Origin of the sequence: Trinickia sp. NRRL B-1857, from assembly GCF_050470685.1 — a bacterium.
GTDB lineage: Bacteria > Pseudomonadota > Gammaproteobacteria > Burkholderiales > Burkholderiaceae > Trinickia.
Genome location: NZ_JBFLUK010000011.1, coordinates 2,598,916 through 2,620,542, shown reverse-complemented (window position 1 = coordinate 2,620,542; position 21,627 = coordinate 2,598,916). Strand labels below are relative to the sequence as shown.

General features: G+C 62.5%; 13 protein-coding genes. 9 read left to right on the top strand and 4 right to left on the bottom strand.

Annotation, left to right across the window (positions count from 1 at the left end; genetic code table 11):
* Positions 1–9 precede the first annotated feature (9 nt).
* A complete protein-coding gene (locus tag AB1286_RS32040) occupies positions 10–1,191 on the bottom strand; it encodes a glycosyltransferase (protein ID WP_430367199.1) in 1,182 nt (393 codons plus the stop codon).
* 428 nt (positions 1,192–1,619) lie between these two features.
* Between AB1286_RS32040 and ispH the strand changes: the two genes are divergently transcribed.
* Together ispH and hpnH are read left to right on the top strand one after the other, a co-directional pair.
* Complete coding sequence (ispH, locus tag AB1286_RS32035) at positions 1,620–2,564, top strand: 4-hydroxy-3-methylbut-2-enyl diphosphate reductase (RefSeq protein ID WP_430367198.1); 945 nt, start codon at positions 1,620–1,622, stop codon at positions 2,562–2,564.
* Positions 2,565–2,574: 10 nt separating this feature from the next.
* Positions 2,575–3,726 (top strand): adenosyl-hopene transferase HpnH, encoded by a 1,152-nt coding sequence (gene hpnH / locus AB1286_RS32030; protein WP_430367197.1) that lies wholly within the window; start codon positions 2,575–2,577, stop codon positions 3,724–3,726.
* A gap of 107 nt (positions 3,727–3,833) precedes the next feature.
* Here hpnH and AB1286_RS32025 read toward each other — a convergent pair whose 3' ends face one another.
* Both AB1286_RS32025 and AB1286_RS32020 read right to left on the bottom strand, forming a co-directional pair.
* Positions 3,834–4,037, bottom strand: coding sequence for a YbdD/YjiX family protein (locus tag AB1286_RS32025; RefSeq protein WP_430367196.1), 204 nt, complete (start codon positions 4,035–4,037; stop codon positions 3,834–3,836).
* A gap of 14 nt (positions 4,038–4,051) precedes the next feature.
* Positions 4,052–6,130, bottom strand: coding sequence for a carbon starvation CstA family protein (locus AB1286_RS32020; protein WP_430367385.1), 2,079 nt, complete (start codon positions 6,128–6,130; stop codon positions 4,052–4,054).
* 236 nt (positions 6,131–6,366) lie between these two features.
* On the opposite strand from AB1286_RS32020, the gene AB1286_RS32015 reads away from it, so the two are divergent.
* Together AB1286_RS32015 and AB1286_RS32010 are read left to right on the top strand one after the other, a co-directional pair.
* Positions 6,367–7,779 (top strand): cache domain-containing protein, encoded by a 1,413-nt coding sequence (locus AB1286_RS32015; protein ID WP_430367195.1) that lies wholly within the window; start codon positions 6,367–6,369, stop codon positions 7,777–7,779.
* Between the two features lie 14 nt (positions 7,780–7,793).
* Positions 7,794–8,435, top strand: coding sequence for a response regulator (locus AB1286_RS32010; protein WP_430367194.1), 642 nt, complete (start codon positions 7,794–7,796; stop codon positions 8,433–8,435).
* 14 nt (positions 8,436–8,449) lie between these two features.
* Here the strand turns inward: AB1286_RS32010 and AB1286_RS32005 are convergent, their stop codons facing one another.
* A complete protein-coding gene (locus tag AB1286_RS32005; protein WP_430367193.1) occupies positions 8,450–9,046 on the bottom strand; it encodes an MlaC/ttg2D family ABC transporter substrate-binding protein in 597 nt (198 codons plus the stop codon).
* 222 nt (positions 9,047–9,268) lie between these two features.
* Here AB1286_RS32005 and AB1286_RS32000 point away from each other — a divergent pair, with 222 nt between their 5' ends.
* From AB1286_RS32000 to AB1286_RS31980, 5 genes are all read left to right on the top strand, one after another.
* Entirely contained in the window at positions 9,269–11,905 is a 2,637-nt protein-coding gene (locus AB1286_RS32000) for an MMPL family transporter (RefSeq protein WP_430367192.1), read from the top strand.
* Entirely contained in the window at positions 11,898–12,824 is a 927-nt protein-coding gene (locus AB1286_RS31995) for an MlaA family lipoprotein (protein WP_430367191.1), read from the top strand. The genes AB1286_RS32000 and AB1286_RS31995 overlap by 8 nt, the downstream gene beginning before the upstream one ends.
* 16 nt (positions 12,825–12,840) lie before the next feature.
* On the top strand, positions 12,841–13,632 hold the full coding sequence (locus AB1286_RS31990) for a TSUP family transporter (protein ID WP_430367190.1): 792 nt from the start codon (positions 12,841–12,843) through the stop codon (positions 13,630–13,632).
* A gap of 264 nt (positions 13,633–13,896) precedes the next feature.
* Positions 13,897–16,920, top strand: coding sequence for a type VI secretion system Vgr family protein (locus AB1286_RS31985; protein ID WP_430367189.1), 3,024 nt, complete (start codon positions 13,897–13,899; stop codon positions 16,918–16,920).
* A 45-nt stretch (positions 16,921–16,965) separates the two neighbouring features.
* Positions 16,966–21,627: an RHS repeat-associated core domain-containing protein gene (locus AB1286_RS31980; protein WP_430367188.1), complete on the top strand. Its 4,662-nt coding sequence runs from the start codon at positions 16,966–16,968 to the stop codon at positions 21,625–21,627.

The window sequence follows — 21,627 nt, the reverse complement described above, 5'->3', positions numbered from 1 at the left end:
GCGCCGGGCTCAGCCGCCCTGCGCGGGCGCTTGCACGCGCGCCTTCCATTGGCCGCCCTTGCCGCGCCAGTATCGCACCGCCGACGCAAACGTCGCGCCGACGTAAAACAGCGCGACGAGCGGCAACGCCGGCGCCCATAGCGGCGAGCGGCCGTAATAGCGCAGCATCGGCGCATACGCGCAGCACATCGCGCCCCACGCGAGCCAAGCCGGCCAGCCCAGCGGGCCGAGCACGAGCGCGACGACCGGCGGCGCCAGGTAAATCACCGTCATACCGATCAACGTGCCGATCAGAAGCCAAGGCGAATAGTGCAACTGCGTAAAGGCAGTGCGGGCGATCATGTTCCAGATCTCGCCGGGACCGTCGTAAGGCCGCAGCGAACGGCTGCGTGCGGCGACGTCGAGCCGAATCGAATGGCCGCCCTGGCCGCGATGTTTGATACGCGCCGCCAACGAGCAATCGTCGATCAGTGCAGCGCGAATCGACTCCATGCCGCCCGCCTCCTCGAGCGCGCTGCGCTTGACGAGCATGCAGCCGCCGGCCGCGGCCGCCGTCTTGTTGCTCGGATCGTTGACCCAAGCGAACGGGTACAGCTTCGCAAAGAAGAAAACGAACGCCGGAATCAGCGCCTTTTCCCAGATGGAATCGCATCGCAAGCGCACCATCAGCGAGACGAGATCGCGACGCTCGTCCGTTGCGCGGGCAACGAGCTGCGTGATGGCGTCGGCCGGATGACCGATGTCGGCATCGGTCAGCAGCAGGTAGTCGGCGGGCAACTCGCGCGAGGCGACCGCAGCGACGCCCTGCGACTGCGCCCAAACCTTGCCGGACCAGCCGGCGGGCAGCGGTTCGGCCGAAATCACGGTCAACCGCTCGGAACGACCGATCGCCGCCGCCGCCGCGCGCGTGCAATCGGCGGTGCCGTCGGTACTGTGATCGTCGACGACGATGACGTGAAACGATCCTGCGTAGTCTTGCTCGAGCAACGACGTGACGGCCGGGCCGATCACGTCCGCCTCGTTGCGAGCCGGTACGACGGCGACCACGGCCGGCCAAGCATCGACGGCATCCGTTCGATCCTTAGGGACCGACGGTGCGCAGCGCGTCCGCCAAAAACCGCCACGGGCGAACAGCAAAACGCACCAAATGAGGAGCGAGAGCAACGACAAGCCAAAAAGCACGGCGGTCATGCACCCTCCCCAATCGTGGCGGCGATGCAACAGCGCGAGTACGAAGGCGGATACGGAGCGGCGGCGGCGTTCGGCGCCGCGCAACCCGGAAAACGGTACGAATGATGAGCGAAAGGCATCCTGCCGGCCGACAATGAAATGAATTTGAAAGATTGATCGTAATAAAAACGTAACCAATCCCGCGAAGTCCATTAGTGTAGCGGCATGCCGCGCATCTTGGCGCCGGGCGCATTGCGCAAAGACGCTGGCATTCTTGCAACGCCCGACTACGTGCTTGGGAGCGCTCGTGGCCCGATAGCGTTAGAATGCGCGTTTGGGTTGGTTTGCCGGCTATCACGCCCGCTTTCTAATAATAGTTGGAGTCTGGGCGATCACGCCGCTTATCGCCGGCGGTTCGATACCCCGATTCGGTCGGAGTTCGCCATAACATGCGAGTCATCCTTGCTCAACCCCGCGGCTTTTGTGCGGGCGTCGTTCGCGCGATCGAAATTGTCGATCGCGCATTGCAACGGCACGGTGCGCCCGTGTACGTGCGCCACGAAATCGTGCATAACCGGCACGTCGTCGAAAACCTGCGCAGCAAGGGCGCGCGTTTCGTCGAGGAACTTCATGAGGTTCCGCATGGCGCAGTTGCCATTTTTAGCGCTCACGGGGTGGCGCAAAGCGTCGAACACGACGCGCAGGCGCGCGGACTCGATGTGCTCGACGCCACGTGTCCGCTCGTGACGAAAGTGCATGTGCAGGGCCGCCAGTATGTCGCGGCGGGCCGCACGTTGATTTTGATCGGTCATGCCGGGCACCCGGAGGTGGAAGGCACGATCGGTCAGATCCCGGGGAAGGTACTGCTCGTTCAGAGCGAGGCCGAAGTGGCCACGCTCGACTTACCCTTGGATACGCCGCTCGCGTATGTCACGCAAACGACGCTGTCGGTCGACGATACGCGCGGCATCATCGAAGCGCTGATGCGCCGCTTCAGCAATATCGTCGGGCCGGATACGCGCGACATTTGCTATGCGACGCAAAACCGGCAGGCCGCGGTGCGGGAATTGAGCGCACAAGTGGACGTGTTGCTGGTGGTTGGCGCGACGAACAGCTCGAACTCGAACCGCCTGCGCGAAATCGGCGCGGAAACGGGCGTGCCGAGCTACCTCGTGGCGGACGGCTCGGAAATCAAGCCCGAATGGTTCGCCGGCGTGAATGCGGTCGGCATCACGGCCGGCGCGTCGGCCCCCGAGGAAATGGTCGAACACGTCATTGATGCGCTGCGCGCGCTGAGTCCCGTCGAGGTCTCGACGATGGACGGCCGCGAAGAGAAAGTCGAATTCAAGCTGCCGGCGAAGCTCATCGAGCCCGTCGCCGCGCGCCAAGTTTAAGGAGGTTGCTGTGTCGATCCCGCTTTTGCAAAAAGTTCGCGTTGGTGCCTATATTGCGCGCCAGCATTTCAGCGGTAACAAACGCTATCCGCTCGCGCTGATGCTCGAGCCGCTATTTCGCTGCAACCTCGCCTGCAACGGTTGCGGCAAGATCGATTATCCGGATCCCATCCTCAACCAGCGGTTGTCGGTCGAGGAATGCCTCGGCGCCGTGGACGAGTGCGGCGCGCCGGTCGTGTCTATCGCGGGCGGCGAACCGCTGCTGCACAAGGAAATGCCCACGATCGTGAAGGGCATCATCGCGCGCAAGAAGTTCGTCTATCTCTGCACGAACGCGCTGCTGATGGAAAAGAAGATGGACGATTACGAGCCGAGCCCGTACTTCGTCTGGTCGGTCCACCTCGACGGCGACCAAGCGATGCACGATCACTCGGTGTCGCAAGAAGGCGTCTACGAGAAGGCCGTGGCCGCGATTCGCGAAGCGAAGCGCCGTGGCTTCCGCGTCAACATCAACTGCACGCTGTTCAACGACGCCAAGCCCGAACGCGTCGCGGCGTTCTTCGATACGCTCGGCCCGATGGGCGTGGACGGCATCACCGTCTCCCCCGGCTATGCCTATGAGCGCGCCCCCGACCAGCAGCACTTCCTGAACCGCGAGAAGACCAAGCAACTGTTCCGCGAGATTTTCAAGCGCGGCAATCGCGGCAAAAACTGGTCGTTCAGCCAATCGGCGATGTTCCTCGATTTCCTCGCGGGCAACCAGACGTATCACTGCACGCCGTGGGGCAACCCGGCACGTACCGTGTTCGGCTGGCAGCGTCCGTGCTACCTCGTCGGCGAAGGCTACGCAAAGACCTTCAAGGAGCTGATGGAAGAGACCGATTGGGACCAATACGGCACCGGCAACTACGAGAAGTGTGCCGACTGCATGGTCCACAGCGGCTTCGAAGCGACGGCCGTGATGGACACCGTTGCGCATCCGCTCAAGGCACTCGGCGTCAGCATGCGCGGCCCGAAGATCGAAGGCGCGTTCGCCAAGGACATCCCGCTCGACAAGCAACGTCCGGCCGAATACGTCTTCTCGCGCCACGTCGAAATCAAGCTCGAGGAAATCAAGGTCGCGGCTAATTCGAAGACCTCGCGCACGGCTGCCGCACACTAAAGCGCGAATCGTTTTTCGTAGCGCCAATTAAAAGCGGCGCGGTCCTAAAGGGCCGCGCCGCTTTGTCTTTATGCTTCGGCATACGAGCCGTATAACGACTCAACCGCTCAACAGCACTTACCTGCGCCCGAGCCGTAGCGCGCGTTTTGTCTTTCCCTGAAAAACGCTTCATAGGTCATGGGAGGCTCGCCCGGATGCGTCTCGTGCATATGCGCGACATAGGCATCGTAATCGGGCAAGCCGACCATCAGTCTCAGCGCTTGCCCAAGATAGCGGCCCGCGCTGCGCCATTCGGTCAGATTCGAAAACATTCGGCCGCTCCGCTTCAGCGCGCGACTGCGCCCGCGCTCGCCGCCGGTACCGCCTCGAACGGCGTCTCCGACGAACTCGGCTTCGCGGCGGCGCGTGCTCGCACGATCGCCGCGATGCCATAGACGACCATACTCACCACGACCGCCACGAACAGCCCCGTCAATACTGCGTCGACGTAATCGTTGAACATGACGCGATGCATTTGCGCGAGCGATTTTGCGGGCGCCAATACCTTGCCCGCATCGGCGGCCTCGCCGAGCTTGGCCGCGTGCGCGAGAAAGCCGACCTTCGGATTGGCCGAGAAGATCTTCTGCCAGCCAGCCGTCAACGTGCAAACGAGCAACCACAACGTCGGGACGATGGTGACCCATGCATAGCGCTCGCGCTTCATCTTGAATAGGACGACGGTGGCCAGCACGAGTGCAATCGCGGCGAGCATCTGGTTCGACACGCCGAACAGCGGCCACAACGTGTTCACGCCGCCGAGCGGATCGACCACGCCTTGATAGAGGAAGTAACCCCAAGCGGCAACGCACAGCGCCGTTGCAACGAGGTTGGCGGCCAACGATTCCGTACGCTTGAGCGCCGGATGAAACGCACCGAGCAAGTCTTGCAGCATGAAGCGTCCGGCGCGGGTGCCGGCGTCGACGGCGGTCAGGATGAACAGCGCTTCGAACAGAATTGCGAAGTGATACCAGAACGCCATCATGGCCGGACCGCCGATCACGCGATGCAGAATCTGCGCCATGCCGACGGCCAGCGTCGGTGCGCCGCCCGCGCGGCCCACGATCGTGCTTTCGCCGACGGCCCGCGCCGTTTCGGTCAGCATATCGGGCGTCAGCACGAAGCCCCATTGCGAGATCGTATGCGCCACGGCGTCGGGCGTCGTGCCCAGCAGCGCGGCCGGTGCATTCATCGCGAAGTAGATGCCCGGCTCGATGACCGATGCGGCAACGAGCGCCATGATCGCGACGAACGACTCCATGAGCATCGCGCCGTAGCCGATGAAACGTGCGTCGGCTTCATTGGCGAGCAACTTCGGCGTCGTGCCCGACGCAATCAGCGCATGGAACCCCGATACCGAACCGCAGGCGATCGTAATGAACAAGAACGGGAACAGGTTGCCCGACCATACCGGGCCCGATCCGTCGACGAACTTCGTCAGTGCGGGCATCTTGAGTTCGGGCGCGACGATGAGAATGCCGAGTGCGAGACCGACGATCGTGCCGACCTTCAAGAACGTCGACAAATAATCGCGCGGCGCGAGCAGCAGCCAAACCGGGAGCACGGACGCGACGAACCCATAGCCGATCAAGATCCACGTCAGTTGAACCCCGCTGAACGTGAAGCACGCAGCCAATGCGGGCGTGTCGTGCACGTATTGGCCCAAGGCGATCGATGCCATCAGCAGCACGAAGCCGATGATCGATATCTCGCCGATACGACCCGGACGGATGAAGCGCGTGTAGATGCCCATGAACAGCGCGATCGGAATCGTGGCCGCGACGGTGAAGGTACCCCAAGGCGAATTCGTCAGCGCTTTCACGACGATCAGCGCGAGCACGGCCAAGATGATGACCATGATCAAGAACGCGCCGAACAGCGCGATCATGCCGGGCACCGGCCCGAGTTCCATTTTGACGAGATCGCCAAGGGAACGACCGTCGCGCCGCGTGGACAGGAACAACACGACGAAATCCTGCACGGCACCGGCGAAGACGACGCCCGCGAGAATCCAGAGCATGCCGGGCATATAGCCCATTTGCGCGGCCAGCACCGGGCCGACGAGCGGACCCGCGCCGGCGATCGCGGCGAAGTGGTGGCCGAACAGCACGAAACGATTCGTCGGCACGTAATCGAGCCCATCGTTGTGCCGCACGGCCGGCGTCATGCGCGTCGGGTCGAGTTGCAGCACCCGATCGGCGACGAACCGGCTATAAAAGCGATAAGCGATCAGATAGACGCACACTGCGGCGATGACGATCCACAACGCACTGACACGTTCACCGTGAGCGAGGGCGATCGTACCGAACGAATAAGCGCCCGCGAGTGCAAGCACGATCCAGAGCGAAAACCGGCCGAGCCGATTCATCGGATTCATGGAGTCTCCTTAAATATTGTTCTGAAAAATACGGCCGGGCGGCCGGCACCGAGCGAAATGTCGGGCACCCGAAGACGCCGTCCGCTCATGGCCGTGTAGTATTGAGCCTCGCCCATCCCCTCACAAGCGAACAACTACGTAACCCTGCTACGTAAGACTACGTAGGAGTCCGTAACGACGGCGCTTGGCGGCATGCGGCTCGGCATTGCGCTTTTCATTTATCGGCGATGAAAATCAGGACCAAGATCTTTCTGCTGGCGATCGTCCCGTTTCTCGTGGCGATCGCGGGCATCGGCATGGGCGTGCGCTTGCAGGCGGCAGCACTCGCCGACGCCCAGCGCAAAACGGTAGAAAGCGCCTACCTATCGAGCAAGCAAGCGGAACTGAAGCATTACGTCGAACTCGCAACAGGCGCCATCGCGCCGCTGTACGACGCGGGTGGCAATGCGCGCGACGAAGCCGCCCATCGGCAAGCGGCGCTCGCGGTTCTGCAAAGGATGGATTTCGGTCCCGACGGCTACTTCTTCGTCTACGACATGCAAGGCAACTCGCTGATGCATCCGCGCGAGCCCGATCTCGTCGGACACAATTGGTGGTTGCTTAGGGATCCTAACGGCTCCCTCACGATTCAGCAGCTCATTGCCGAAGCTAAAAAAGGCGGCGGCTATGTGCGCTATGTCTGGCATCGGCCATCGACGAACAAGCTGGAGGCAAAGCTCGGCTACGTCGTACCGCTGCCGCGTTGGGGCTGGATGATCGGTACCGGCATTTATCTCGACGGCGTGAAGGAAACGCTCGCCGGGATCGATGCCAGCGCATCGGCCAATATCGCGCGGACGATGACTTGGATCGGCGCGATCGCCTTGGCGGCCTTCGGCGTCATCACTGCATGCGCCCTATTCCTGAACGTATCCGAGCACCGCAGCGCCGATGCCAAGCTCAAACGCCTCGCGCAGCAAGTGGTCGAATCGCAGGAGTACGAACGCGCTCGGCTTTCGCGGGAATTGCACGACGGCATCAGCCAGATGATGGTGTCGGTGAAGCTGTTGCTCGAATCGGCGCTCGCGCGCTTGGAACGCGCGGGGGATACGCAGCCGCGCGTGCCGAGCGCCGAGGCTGCGCTGGGTACCGCGTTGACGCGGCTATCGCACGCGCTGCGCGAATTGCGCCGTATTTCGCATGCGTTGCGCCCGTCGATGCTCGACGATCTCGGCTTGGCCGCGGCACTGGAACAGCTCACGCGCGAACTCGGCGAGGAAACCGGCATCGAGATGCAAGTCGAGACCGACGACGCGTCGCGCAAGACCGTGTTGCCCGCAACGGTCAACACCGCCCTATTTCGAATCGCTCAGGAAGCGTTGACCAACATCGTGCGGCATGCGCAGGCATCGCATGCAACGCTGACCTTCGCCGCCAGCGCGACCGCGGCGACGCTTGCGATCGTCGACGACGGGCAAGGCTTCGACGTCGAGCGGACCCAAGCCGACGCGCGCCGCGGCATCGGCTTGCGCAACATGCGCGAGCGGCTCGATGCGCTTGGCGGCTCGCTCGCGATCGCATCGCAACCGGGCCGGACAACGGTCACCGCGACGGTGCCGCTGCCGATTCCCCTTTCGCCGCAGCCCGCGTACACCTCATAACACGATTGCCCGATATGAACGCTCAGCCCGCCCGCTCCGCCAACATCATCCTCGTCGACGACCATCCGCTCGTGCGGGACGGTTTGCGCTTGCGGCTGGAAGGGGTTCCCGGCCTCGTCGTCACGGGCGAAGCGGGCAACGCCGAGCAAGCCCTGGCGCTTGCCGAGAAGCTCTCGCCCGACCTCGTTTTGATGGATGTGGGGATGACCGGCATGAACGGCATCGCACTCGCGGGCGTCTTTCACGAACGCTTCCCGGCCGTACGCGTGTTGATGCTATCGATGCACGACAACATCGAATATGTGATGCAAGCCGTGCGAGCGGGCGCGAGCGGCTACGTGCTCAAAGATTCTCCGGCGACCGAAATCGTCCATGCCATCTCGGCGGTGCTCGAGAATAGGACGTTCTTCAGCGCCGGTATCGCCGCCCGCATGATCCATGCGAGCGCGCTACAAACACCGGTGGAACGTTTGACCCCGCGAGAGAGCGAGATTCTCGACGCGCTGGCCGAGGGACTGTCGAGCAAACAGATCGCCGAGCGCTACGGGCTTTCCGTGCGGACCGTGGAAACGCACCGTCTGAACGTCAAACGCAAACTCGAGATCGAAGGCCAGGCCGAACTGATCAAGTTCGCCGTGGAGCGGCGCCGGCGCTAACCGGCGCCTTCGCGTTACTCGGAACGGGCGTTATGAGCCGTCAGGAACTTGATGAGTCCATCGATACCGCCTTGGCTCAACTGCGCTTTGAACTGGTTTTGATAGACCTGGATCAGCCAGGCGCCCGACATGTCGATGTCGTAGATCTTCCAGTCGTTGCCGACCTTGCCGAGCCGATACCCGACCTGCTGGCTGTCCCCCGGCGTCGTGACCGTCGACATCACCAGCGCGTCATTAGCCGAAGCTTGCTCCGGCTTGAACGCGAAGCGTGCATCTTGCGTACCCAACTGCGCCAGCGAAGCTGCATAGGTGCGCGTCATCAGGACTTTAAATTGCTTCGCCAGCTCTTGCTGCTGAGCGGGCGTGGCTTGCTTCCATGCGTCGCCGACGGCAATCCGTGCCGTCCGGTCGAAATTGGTAGCCGGCAAAAAGTGCGCCTCCACGATCTGCGAAATCTTCGCCATGTCGCCGCTACGCGCAGCGCTGTCCTGCTTCATCGCATCGACGGTGCCCACGACCGCCTGTTTCACGACGTCGACGGGTGCCGTTTGCGCCCAGGCAGCGGCGCTCACGAGCGCCGCGGTAAAAAATGCGAAGAAATGACGTTTCATGGAATCTCGAGTTCAGTTGAAAGAGTGCCGACGGCGGCGCTCGCGCGCCGGCGACGGGCCGAAAACGCGGTGCGGGCAGTATACCGATCCGCGCCGGCTCACGTTTCGACGCACGTCCCGGGCCACCGGTTCCGCGACCCTTCGCGCATTGGCGGGCGGCCCGACCCCGTCCGCCGGTATACTTAGGCGTTTTGCCTCCCTAGCCTTGCTGCCATTCCATACATGCTGACGTCCCTCATCGTCCGACTCGTTGCCTGGTCCGTGCGCAAACCGGTCCTGGTCGTCGCGCTGGCCCTCGTGCTGGCCGCGGGGAGCGGTGTCTATACGGTCCGGCACTTCAAGATCAATACCGACGTCAGCAAGCTCATCGAAAGCGATGCGCAGTGGTCCGCGCTCGGCGATGCGATGGACCGTGCCTTTCCTCAGCGCGATGAAACGATTCTGGCCGTCGTCGAAGCAGGCGCCCCCGAGATGGCCGATGCCGCCGCCGATGCGCTCGCGGCCGCCCTCTCGAGCCCCGCGCACCGCGCGCAGATCGGCGCGGTGTCGCAGCCGGGTGGCGGCACGCTGTTCGAGCACGACGGCATGCTCTTCTTGTCCACCGAGAACGTCACCGCAACGACGGGCCAGCTGGCGCAAGCACGCCCGCTCATCAATACGCTCGCGCACGACCCGAGCGTGACCGGTCTTTCGACCACGTTGTCGACGATGCTCGGTTTGCCGCTGCAATCGGGCCAAGTGAAACTGCCGGCGATGGCTAACCTGCTGACGCGCGCGGCCGATACCGTCGACGCGGTTCAGGCCGGCAAGCCCGCGGCGTTTTCCTGGCGAGCGCTCGTCGATACCGACGCCGCGCGCCAACCCGCGCACGCGTTCGTCACTGTGACGCCGGTGGTCAACTATGGCGCGCTGCAAGCCGGGGCGCAGGCCTCGGACACGATTCGCGCGGTCGCCCGCGAGATCGACCTGCAAAAGCGCTTCGGCGCCGTCGTCCGGCTGACGGGCGAACAACCCCTCGCCGACGAGGAATTCGCGTCCGTCGAAGACGGCGCCATCGTCAACGGCATCGGCACGCTGATCGTCGTCTTGGCGATCCTCTGGCTCGCGCTGCGTTCCAAACGCATGATTCTCGCGGTGCTGATCACGCTGGCGGTGGGCCTGCCGATCACGGCCGCGCTCGGGCTCTTGATGGTCGGCTCGCTGAACATGATCTCGGTCGCCTTCATGGTGCTGTTTATCGGCCTCGGCGCCGATTTCGCGATCCAATACGGCGTGAAATACCGGGAAGAGCGCCATCGCGACGCGCGGCTCGATCACGCGCTCGTCGGCGCCGCCCATTCGATGGGCCTGCCGCTGACGCTCGCCGCTGCCGCCGTCGCGACGAGCTTTTTTTCGTTCTTGCCCACCGCATACCGCGGCGTTTCGGAACTCGGCCTGATCGCGGGCGTCGGGATGGTTGTCGCTTACTTCAGCACAATGACGCTGTTGCCTGCCCTGCTTCGGCTCATGGCGCCGCCCGGCGAGGCGTCGCGCCCCGGCTTCCCGCGCCTATCGCCGATCGACGATTTTCTCCAAGACCATCGCAAGCCGATTCTGCTCGGTACCCTGCTCGTCGTGCTCGGCGCGACGCCCTTGCTTGCGCATCTGCGATTCGACTTCAACCCGCTGCACCTGAAAGATCCGACGACCGAATCGATGGCGACGTTGCTCTCGCTAAAGGATTCGCCGGAAGCTTCCGTCAACGACGTGGCCGTCTTGGCGCCATCGCTGACGGCGGCCGATGCTACCGCGAGCCGTCTGAGCGCCCTGCCCGAGGTCGGCCGCGTGACAACGCTGTCGACCTTCATCCCGACCGATCAACCGCAGAAGCTCGCCTTGATTCAGCAAGCGGCGCAAACGCTGCTGCCGGCGCTGACGCAGCCGCCCGCCCCCGCGGCGACCGATGCCCAGCGCGTTGCGGCGCTCAAGCGCGCATCGAATCAGCTCGCTTATGCCGCCGGGGACTATCCGGGGCCCGGCGCCAAAGAGGCCCAACGCTTGTCCGCCTCGCTCGCTAAGCTCGCGGCGAGCGATGCAGCAACGCGCGATCGCGCCGAAGCGGCGTTCTCGACCTCGCTGCGGCTCGCCCTAGGGCAACTGACCACCTTGCTGCAACCGTTCCCGCTCTCGCGGGCGACGCTGCCGCCCGCGCTCGTGCGCGACTGGGTTGCCCCCGACGGCCGGGCACTCGTGCAGATTTCGCCGCGCGTGCCGCCCGGCGTCGATTCCGACGACGACACGATGCTGCGCCGGTTCGCCCATGCCGTGAAGCATGCCGAGCCGGCCGCGATCGGCGGCCCGATCTCGATTCTGCATTCGGCCGACACGATCATTACCGCCTTCCTGCAAGCTGCCGGCTTGGCGGTGCTGTCGATCACCATATTGCTATGGATCACGCTAGGCCGCTTCGGCGACGTCCTGCGCACGATGATTCCGCTCCTGGTCTCGGCTCTGGTCACGCTCGAGCTTTGCGTCGTCTTCGACATGCCGCTGAACTTCGCGAATATCATCGCCTTGCCGCTCATGCTCGGCGTCGGCGTCGCGTTCAAGGTCTACTTCGTCATGGCATGGCGCGCGGGGCAGACGAGCCTGCTCTCCTCGAGCCTTACCCATGCGGTGTTGTTCAGTGCGGCTACGACCGCAACGGCTTTCGGCAGCCTGTGGCTGTCGCATCATCCCGGTACCGCGAGCATGGGCCGCCTGCTTGCCCTCGCGCTTTCGTGCACGCTCATAGGCGCCGTCGTGTTTCAGCCCGTCCTGATGGGCAAGCCGCGCGCCGCGCGGGCCAAAGACAAAGAACTAGAAGGAATCGATGGATAAGAATCTGCGAACCTTAGCCGCGACGCTGACGGCCGCGGCGCTTTTGGTCGGCTGCGCCAGCCCGAGCGACCGTACGCCCGGCGACCCGTTCGAGCCAATGAATCGTGCGGTGTTCAAGGTCAACGATACGATCGACAGCACGATCGCCGTGCCGATCGCGAAGGGATATCAGAAGGTCACGCCGCACCCGCTGCGGACCGCGATCAGCAACTTCTTCTCCAATCTAGGCGATCTGAACAACATCGCGAACGAGTTGCTTCAGTTGAAGATTACGGACGCCACCGAAGACCTCATTCGCTTTGCGATGAACACCACGTTCGGTATTGGCGGTCTTATCGATTTCGCGACCCCGGCCCGTCTACCGAAGCACCATCAAGACTTCGGGCTGACGCTCGGGCGATGGGGCGTTCCGTCGGGTCCGTATCTCGTGCTGCCGATCTTCGGGCCGAGTTCGTTCCGCGACGGCGTGGGCCTTGCCGTCGACACACGCTTCAGCCCGTTCATCTACGCACCCACAGACGCGCGAAAACCGCTCTATGGATTGCAGTTCGTCAGTGCTCGCTCCGACATGCTCGGCGCGACGAACATTCTCGAACAGGCCGCCCTCGACAAGTACTCGTTCGTGCGCGACGCCTATACGCAGCAACGCCGCGCAGCGCTCGGCGCCGATGCGGCGAAGCCGCCCGCGCTGCCCAATTACGGCGACGACGACGAAAGCGCCACGCCCGCGCCTGCCGGCGCGGCAAGCGAAGCGGCGCCTGCAACCGGTGCATCGGCGCCGGCAGCGGAACCGGCGGCAGAACCTTCGGCGGCATCGGCGCCGGCTGCGGCGCAGCCCGCTTCCACACCGTCGGTCCCCGCGGCAGCTTCGACACCGGCCACCGCCACGCCGGTCCCCAAGGGTACAGCCGACCAATAACAGGTAGACCTCAGCTATGCTTCACGCTGCATCTCAGGGCATGCTCGGGCCGACGCTTCATGCGCTCGACCCTTATGCGCTCGCCGGCATCGTCGCCGCGCTCATCGTCGGCGGCATGGTAAAAGGCATCGTCAGCATCGGCGTGCCGCTCGTGGCCATGCCGATCCTTAGCCAATTGATGCCCGTGAAGCAAGCCGTGCTGCTGCTCTCGATGCCCGTGATTCTGGGCAATATTCCCCAAGCCCTCGAAGGCGGCGACACATTGGCGACTGCACGACGCATGGCCGCACCGCTCATCGGCACGGTCCTGGGCAATGTCGTAGGCGTGTCGATTCTGATCTCGCTCGAGCCGCACCATGCGCAGGCCGCGGCCGGCGCGCTGCTCGTATTCGCCGCCCTGCTCTTGCTTGGATCGCCTCGATTTACGCTGCCGCCCGCGTGGGTCCAGCCCGTCGGATTCTTGCTCGGCTTCGGCGCCGCCTTGATGGAAAGCATCGCGTCGATCCCGGGCCCGCTGCTCGCGATCTATCTGATCGCCACTGGAGCGCGCGGAAAGGCCTTCACCAAGCAAATGGCCATCATCCTCGTCGTCTCTATCGTCACATTGCTCATTGCGTTCAAGAGCGGCGCCCATGCGTCGAGCACCGATTTGCTGATCTCCGCCGGCGCGAGCGTTCCCGTGATCGCCGGCATGATGGTCGCGCGCCCGCTGCGCGACAAGCTGCCGCCGCAAGCCTTCCGCATCGTCGTATTGCTTTTCGTCCTCGGCGCCGCGCTTCAAATGATTCGCAAAGCGATGGGGCTATAAAACGGCCCGCGCGAGTCCGCATCGAAGCTATACAACTCATTCTACACAGAAAGAATTACTGAATCGGGTGCCCACAATTTTTGAGGCACCCGTAATTTTTTCTGTTTCCGATTCCTACGCCCTTTCCACGTGCGCCAATTGCACGCGAATGACTGCGTAAAGGGCCGTTTTGCGGGAAACGACTATCGATTTCGTCATGGAGGTCCATTAAAATCTTCGCCTCGCGCTGCCGTGATGCAGCTTCGCTTTCCAAGGAATGGCGGCATGAAGTCCAATACGCTTTTCGACGCCCTTTACTACGGCGCAGCCCAACGCAATCGGCTCATTAAACTCGATACGCCGCTAGGCGCCGATTGGCTCGTCCCGCTTCAGGCAAAGGGCAGCGCCCGCCTTGGGCGCGATTACGAATTCATTGTCGACGCCGCCTCCATCCGCGGAAACGAAATCAAACTCGCTTCGCTGATCGGACAAACCGTTACGCTCTGGTTGCAGCAAACCGACGGCAGCTATTTGCCGCATCACGGCTATGTCCATGCATTCAGCCGGTTAGGGACGGACGGAACGCTCACTTACTACCAGTTGAGATTTTCGTCATGGCTTTATTTCCTGCGGCTGCGCCGCGATATGCGCGATTGGCAGGAACAAGCCGGTGAACAGATCGTTGCCGACGTCTTCGATCAACACCCCCAGGCGCGGGGCGCATATCGATTCGATTTGCGGCAACCGATGCCCAAGTATTCGAACCGCGTGCAATGGGAATACGACTGGGATTTCATCCAACGTAGCTTGGAGGAGACGGGCGTATTCGGCCGCTTCGAGCAGGCGCCGGACGGTAAATCGCACACGCTCGTATTGATGGACGACGCGTTTGCGCTCCCCGAGTTGGCGCCGGACACGATCCAATTCCGCCGTACCGGATTGCGCGAGGAAGCGGATGGTCTCACTCAGTGGAAAGAGCAGCAACGCATTCAAAGCGCCAAGCTGACGACGCGCACGTTCGACTACAAGCGCCCCGACCTGCCCAAACAGATCGTGAGCCTAACCGATACGAGCGATGCCATTCCCGCGCAAGGCGAGGTGTACGACTACACGGGCGCCTATACGTGGGGCGCGAGCGACCTTGGCGCCCATCAAGCTAACGTGCGGACCGAAGCATGGCAGTCGGATGCCACGCGCTATCACGGGATCGGCAGCGTACGCTGCGCGAGCCCCGGTTATTGGTTCACGCTAAAGGGCCACCCCGTCCACGATCGCGAATCGGAACAAGACCGCCAGTTCGTCATCCTCGCGGCGACTTGGACCATTCGCAACAATCTGCCGGGCATGGACGGGGTAGCGGATTTTCCCGAGAGCTTGCAGGCCGACATCGTCCATGTCGCATCGACGAGTGTCGATGGCGTTACAGTTAGGCACCCCGACGGCAGCGAAGGCTTCTTCCAAGTCGAGATCGAAGCACAGCCTCGGCGTACGCCGTTCCGCAGCCCGCTCGAACATCGAAAGCCGGTGCTGGGACTGCAATCGGGGATCGTCGCCGGGCCAAGCGACGAAGAGATCTATACGGATTCACTGAACCGCGTGAAAGTGTGGTTCCCCTGGAATCGGCGTAATGACGGCGACGAAGGGGCATCGGTTTGGGTGCGCGCCGCCTTCGCCGATGCAGGCGGCGATCGCGGCGGACACCACCCCCTGCGCAAGGGCGATGAGGTGATCGTCGGCTTCATGGAGGGGGATTGCGACCGGCCGGTCATTTTGAGCCGTATGCATGGCGGCCCCACGCCGCCGACGTGGCATACGCACGGCTTGCTCTCCGGGTTCCGATCGAAAGAGTACGCGGGAAGCGGGTTCAATCAGCTCGTGATGGACGACGCCACCGGGCAAAACCGCGTCCACCTGTACACGACGAGCGCCGATTCGCACCTGCACCTCGGCTATCTCGTCGACCACACCAATAACACGCGCGGCGCCTACGCAGGCAGCGGTTTCGATTTGAAATCGACTGCGCACGGCGCGATTCGGGCCGGGCAAGGGCTGTACGTCTCCACGTATGCAAAATCGTCGGCAAGCCAGCCGCTCGACGTGGCCGAACCGCAGAGCCAGTTGAACAACGCTCAAACCGTCATCCAAGGGATGTCGCGCACGAGCGAGCACCATCAAGCCGAAAGCCTGCAAGACGGTTACGACGCGATCCGCGACTATACCGACGCCACGCGCAAGAGCGTGCCGGGTGCCCTATCCGGTGACGGCCGCACGGCCGGCGGCGGTACCGGCAATGCCAACGGCTTCGATCGGCCCGTGCTTTTGCTTGGCAGTCCCGCAGGCATCGGCATGTCGACTCAGCAGTCGTTCCACGTCGCGGCGACGGATCACGTCAATGTCGTCAGCGGCCAAAGCGTGCACGTCGCAACGAACAAATCGCTGTTGGCGAGCGTCGGCGAGAAGGTCAGCTTGTTCGTGCAAAACGCGGGCATGAAGCTCTTCGCCGCCAACGGCAAGGTCGAGCTGCAAGCGCAATCCGACAACATCGAGCTAACCGCGCAGCAAGCCTTGAAGGTCGTCTCCACGACCGACCGTATCGAGATCGCTTCGGATCAAGGCATCTTGCTGACGAGCGGTGGCGGGTACATCAAGATCGCCGGCGGCAACATCGAAGTGCATGGCCCTGGCAATGTCGACGTGAAGGGGGCGCAGCGGCAGTTTGCCGGTCCCGCCAGCATGGGGTATCCGCTGCCGTCGACGCGCCCCGACGCGCCCGGTCAACTGGAACTGCTGCATCGCTACGCCAACAACGAGGCCGTGAAAAACGGTGCGTTTTCCGTCTTCGACGCGAACGGCGGGCTGCTGAAACAGGGCTCGCTCGATGCGAATGGCCACACGATCGTGAGCGGACTGCCGCCCGGCGTGGTGAAAGTCAAATTCGGCCCGGATCCGCGTACGCAGGACCAGGAGGCGAGCAAGTTCAAGCTGCCGAAATGGCCGCAAGAAGAGCCGTCGGATACCAGCGACGCGACAGCCGCCGCAAACGATCAGTTGGAAGGCTTGATGCCGGCGGCCGCAGCCGCAAAAAGCGCGACGGGTGCCGCCTCGCAGTTGGGCAATGGGTTGTCGTCGCTCAAAGGTATGGCGACCGACAAAGGCTTGAGCTTTGCCGAGCAAGCGATGGCCAAGGTGTTGCCCACGGGCGCGCAAAGCGCGCTTTCGCACGCGGGACAAATCGGTTCCACGCTACCTGCGCTTGGGCATCTGACGCAAGGTGGGCTCGGGGCATTCGCCATGCCGAAATTAGGCTGACGTTAGCGCTCCAAACTTATTCAAGAAAAAGCAGAAACATTCGCCATGGCCGACGCGACCGTACTACTACCCAAGCCGACCGACACGTTCGTGTCGCCGCTCATCAAGATCGATCCGAAAGATGTCTCCGCGGCGGTTCGAGATCTCGACGAGTGGCTACGCAGTATCAGCAACGGACTCATTACCATCGATCGGTTGGAGACGGTCGCGCAAAACGTGCCCGTTGTGGCGAACATCTTTGCCGCGGTCGACCTCATCGCCGACATCCGAGCGATGATCCAACACGGCAACCGTCCGCCGGATGCATTCGATTGGCTCAACCTCGGGCTCGATTTGATTGGCGTAGTGCCCTTCCCGCCCGCCATGGCCGAAGTGCGGATCGGCGCACGGCCGCTGCTCAAACTCGTTCGCGAGGAAATCGCCAAGAGCGGCAAAGCCCTGGTCGAAGGCGGGGCGCAGGTGCTGTGCAGCGCGGTCATCGACGCGCTTGTCGCACACTTGAACGAGCGCTACGCCGGCGAGATCGAATCGTTTTTGACGCTGGTGAAGAACGCACTCGCGGACATGCTCGAGAAGTGCGCGACGCTCATCGGCCACTTGATGGCTGCGCTCGCCGATTTGTTCGCGAAAGTCGCCGGGGAAAAGTCGTTGAGCGTGGCGGGCAACGTACACGCTGCCGAGCGCCATGCTCATGAGGTGGGCGCGGGCTTTGTTGCATACGACGCCAAGCAAGCGCTACATGGACTGTTCGGTCTGGTCGCCGATTGGGCGAAGATCGAAGCTAAGGCTACGATCAATGCCGCCACGCAGGTGGCGAAGGTCGTCAACCCGAATTATGGGCACGATTTAAAGGTGCTAGCCGACGATTTGCACACGCGTATTCCCGAAGTGCAAGCACGTGTACGTGCATTGAACGGCACCGATGTCGGCCGTATCGGCTGGGTTATTCAGATCGCCGAACAGGGTGTGCAGAACTGGCGCAAGAAGAATGAGGTGCACCATGCCACCGCCATTCCGTCCGAAGGCAAGACCCACGTCCACGAAAAACGAGCCGAAGGCACGCAGGAAACGATACATCAAACGGCGCCTGCGGAACACCCGGGCGCGTCCAACTGCAACCTGCACTGCCCGGTTGCATCGCCGGCCCAAGCGACGACCAAATCGGTGGGCTTCGCGCTCGGCGACGAGACGATCGAACATCTCGACTTCACGATCGGCGGTGCCATGCCGATCGTTTGGCAGCGCACCTATCGATCGTTCTTCGATGCCAACGACGAACGCGGGCCTCTGGGCGCGCGGTGGATTACGCCTTACACGACGCGCTTCGATATCGACGAAAGCGAATCGAAGCTCGTATATCACGATGCTGCGGGGCGCAGTATCAAGTGCCCGCTGCTCGAGCCTGGGCAAGTCCACGACAATATCTCCGAAGACTTTACCCTCAAGCGCATCGACGAGCATCAGCTCGCACTGACGCGCGGGCATGACTTGCTTGAACTCTTCGAGAAGCATGGCGCGCAATTCCGCCTATCGCTGATTCGAGATCGCCGGGGCAACCAAATTGCGCTCGGCTACGATGAGCAAGGCCGGCTTTTCCGGCTCGTATCCGCGCATACGCAGGTGGCGTTCAAGTACGACGATCGCTCGCGCATCGTCGAGGCGGGGCAATACGATGCCAACGGCGAGCTTGTCGCCAAGCTTGCGCGTTACACCTACGACGCGAACAACGACCTGATCGGCGCCGCCGATCGCTATGGGAATAAGCGGCAGTACCACTACAAGCATCACCTCATGACGCGCTATACCGATCTCACGGGGCGCGGCGTGAATCTCGAGTGGGACGGCGTGGATGCGAAGTCCAGGTGCATTCGAGAATGGAGCGACGATGGCAGCGATGAAGTGCGGCTCTCGTGGCATCCGACGCTTCGCCGAGTCGAGGTGACCGACGCGTTGGGCCAAGTCACGCGGCACGACTACGACATCAAGGGCTACACCTTCCGCATCGTTCATCCGGACGGTAGCGAAGAGTGGATGTACCGCGACGAGAACGACAAGCTGACGGAATACATCCATCGCGACGGCAGCGTCGAACAGATGACGTATGACGCGCGCGGCAACTTGATTCGACACGATCGCGTGGATGGCAGCGTCGTGGAAATGGCCTACGACAGCAAATCGCAGATGGTGGCGCTGACCGACCCGCATGGAAACGTGTGGCGGCAGGCGTATGACGACAAGGGCAATCTTGCCGAGCAGATCGATCCGCTGGGGCACAAGACAGAATACGGTTACGACGCTCAAGGGCTTGTGATCAAGGTCAAGGATGCCAAAGGCGGGGTCAAGCAGCTTGCTTACGACGACGCGGGACAACTGACGCGCTATACCGATTGCTCCGGCAAGAGCACGAAGTGGAAATACGATGCCGACGGCCGACTAGCGGAAACGACCGATGCCGCCGGCAATTCGACGAAATACGTCTATGGCGAAAACGGGCAATTGGAGCAAGTGCAATCGCCCGCAGGCATAGAGAAGATTCACTACGACGCCGAAGGCCGGCTGCGCGGCCATACCGATCCGCTTGGCCGCAACACGCGCTACCACTACGACGCGGCAGGGCGAATCTCGAGCCGTATCGATGCGCTCGATCAGACCATCTCCTACCGCTACGATCGGCTGGGACGGCTGACGACGCTGACCGATGCCAATCATGCCGCGTATACCTTCCGTTATGACCCGGTGGGCCGCTTGCTCGAAGAGGTGGCCTTCGATGGAAAAACGACGCGCTACACCTATGACAAGGCCAGCGGCCGGCTGACGTCGATCGATGAAGCTGGTCAGATCACCCAGCTCGAATACGACAGGGGTGGGCGCCTTGCCGCGCGGCGTTCGGGGCAGAGCGAGGAGCGTTTTGCCTATGACCAGAGCGGGCGGCTCATCGATGCGCAAAACCGCTATAGCAAGGTACAACGGTTCTTCGATCCGGTGGGCAACTTGGTGCGTGAGCATCATGCGTATAGCGTGTTCGACCAATCGCGCAGCTATCTTTGGCACCACGAGTACGACGAACTCGGCAATCGGATCAAGACCGTTCGGCCCGATGGGCATGCGATCGATTGGCTCACGTATGGCTCCGGTCACGTGCACGGCATGCTGCTCGACGGCGAGGAGCGGATTCAATTCGAACGCGACGACCTGCATCGGGAGACCGACCGGAAGCTGGGTGGGCGGTTAGGACAACGAACTGTTTACGATCCCGCCGGGCGTGTGATTCAAACGGCGCTGCAACGCGAGAAGGCACCCATGCCTATCGTCGATCGGCGCTATCGGTATGACGCCGCGGGGCAGCTGACGCAAATCGAGGATAGCAACAAGGGGTATATCGACTATCGGTACGACCCGGTTGGGCGTTTGATCGAGGCGGCTAGCCCGTGGAGCCGCGAGCGGTTTGCGTTCGATCCGGCGAGCAATATCGTCGATGTCGCCGCGAGCGATGCCCCGCGTGCGACGCCTGTCGTGTTTAAGCCGCGTGAGGAAAGCACGCTGCCGCAAGAGGTGCCGAAGATCCTCGGTAACCTGCTCAAGCAGTATGCGGGGATGCACTTCGAGTACGACGAGCGCGGCAACTTGGTGGCAAAGCGTACGCCGAAGGGCGAGCAAAGATACGAGTGGGATGAATTCAATCGCCTGACGACCGCGATGGTCAAGGAAGGCGATCGGCGCGTGGCCGCAAATTATTTTTATGACGCGCTGGGCCGGCGTATTGCTAAAGCGGTGAACGGAGAGCAGACGCTGTTCGGATGGGATGGCGATACGCTCGCTTACGAGAGCTCCGGAAGCGGAAGTACGCATTACGTTTATGAGGCGGGGTCGTTTGTGCCGCTGGCGCAGTTTGTGACGGCCGCTGCTGTGGAAGGGGTTGTGACGCCCGTGTGGCGCGCCGAGAATCGGTATCTGCCTGAGGAGGATCCGCTACAGCAGGTCCCGAAGGCTGTGACGCCGGCGCATGTTTTCTATTACCACTGCGACCAAATCGGCACGCCGTATATGATGACGGACGAGCTGGGCGACGTGGTATGGGAGGCAACGTATAAGGCCTGGGGCGAGACGCAGGAAGTCATTGAGCGGGCTTCTAAGGCGGCTGGGGTTGTGGCTCGGAATTTGGTGCGGTTTCAGGGGCAGCAGGAGGATGCGGAGACGGGGCTGCGTTACAACCGGCATCGGTACTATGACGCTACGACGGGCCGTTTCATTAGTCATGACCCGATACGTCTTGCTGGCGGCTTCAACCTGTATCAGTACGCGCCCAACCCGATCCAATGGATTGACCCGCTTGGTCTCGCCACGACGACCGATGGTTCTGGCAACTCAGTTCAACTGAACGAGTTCGGCATACCCGACAGTCAACAGTTCCAACCCAAACAAACCATCAACGCTGCTTACAAGCGAGACGCCGCATGTGGTCCGACGGCCAGCCAGACGGCATCGGTGCAAGGAGTTCCCTGCGTGGTTTGCGGCACCGTTTCCCCCAAGATGGTCGCCGATCACAAGGATGCCCTTGTGGTGGAGTACTATCGCTCAGGAAACAACAATGTGACGACCCAATCGAGTCTTGCCGCAGTGCAGCCGCATTGCCCCAAATGCTCTCAGCGGCAAGGGGGAATGGCGTCAGCGTTTTCCAAGAACATGAAGTGCAAGCTAGGACTATGA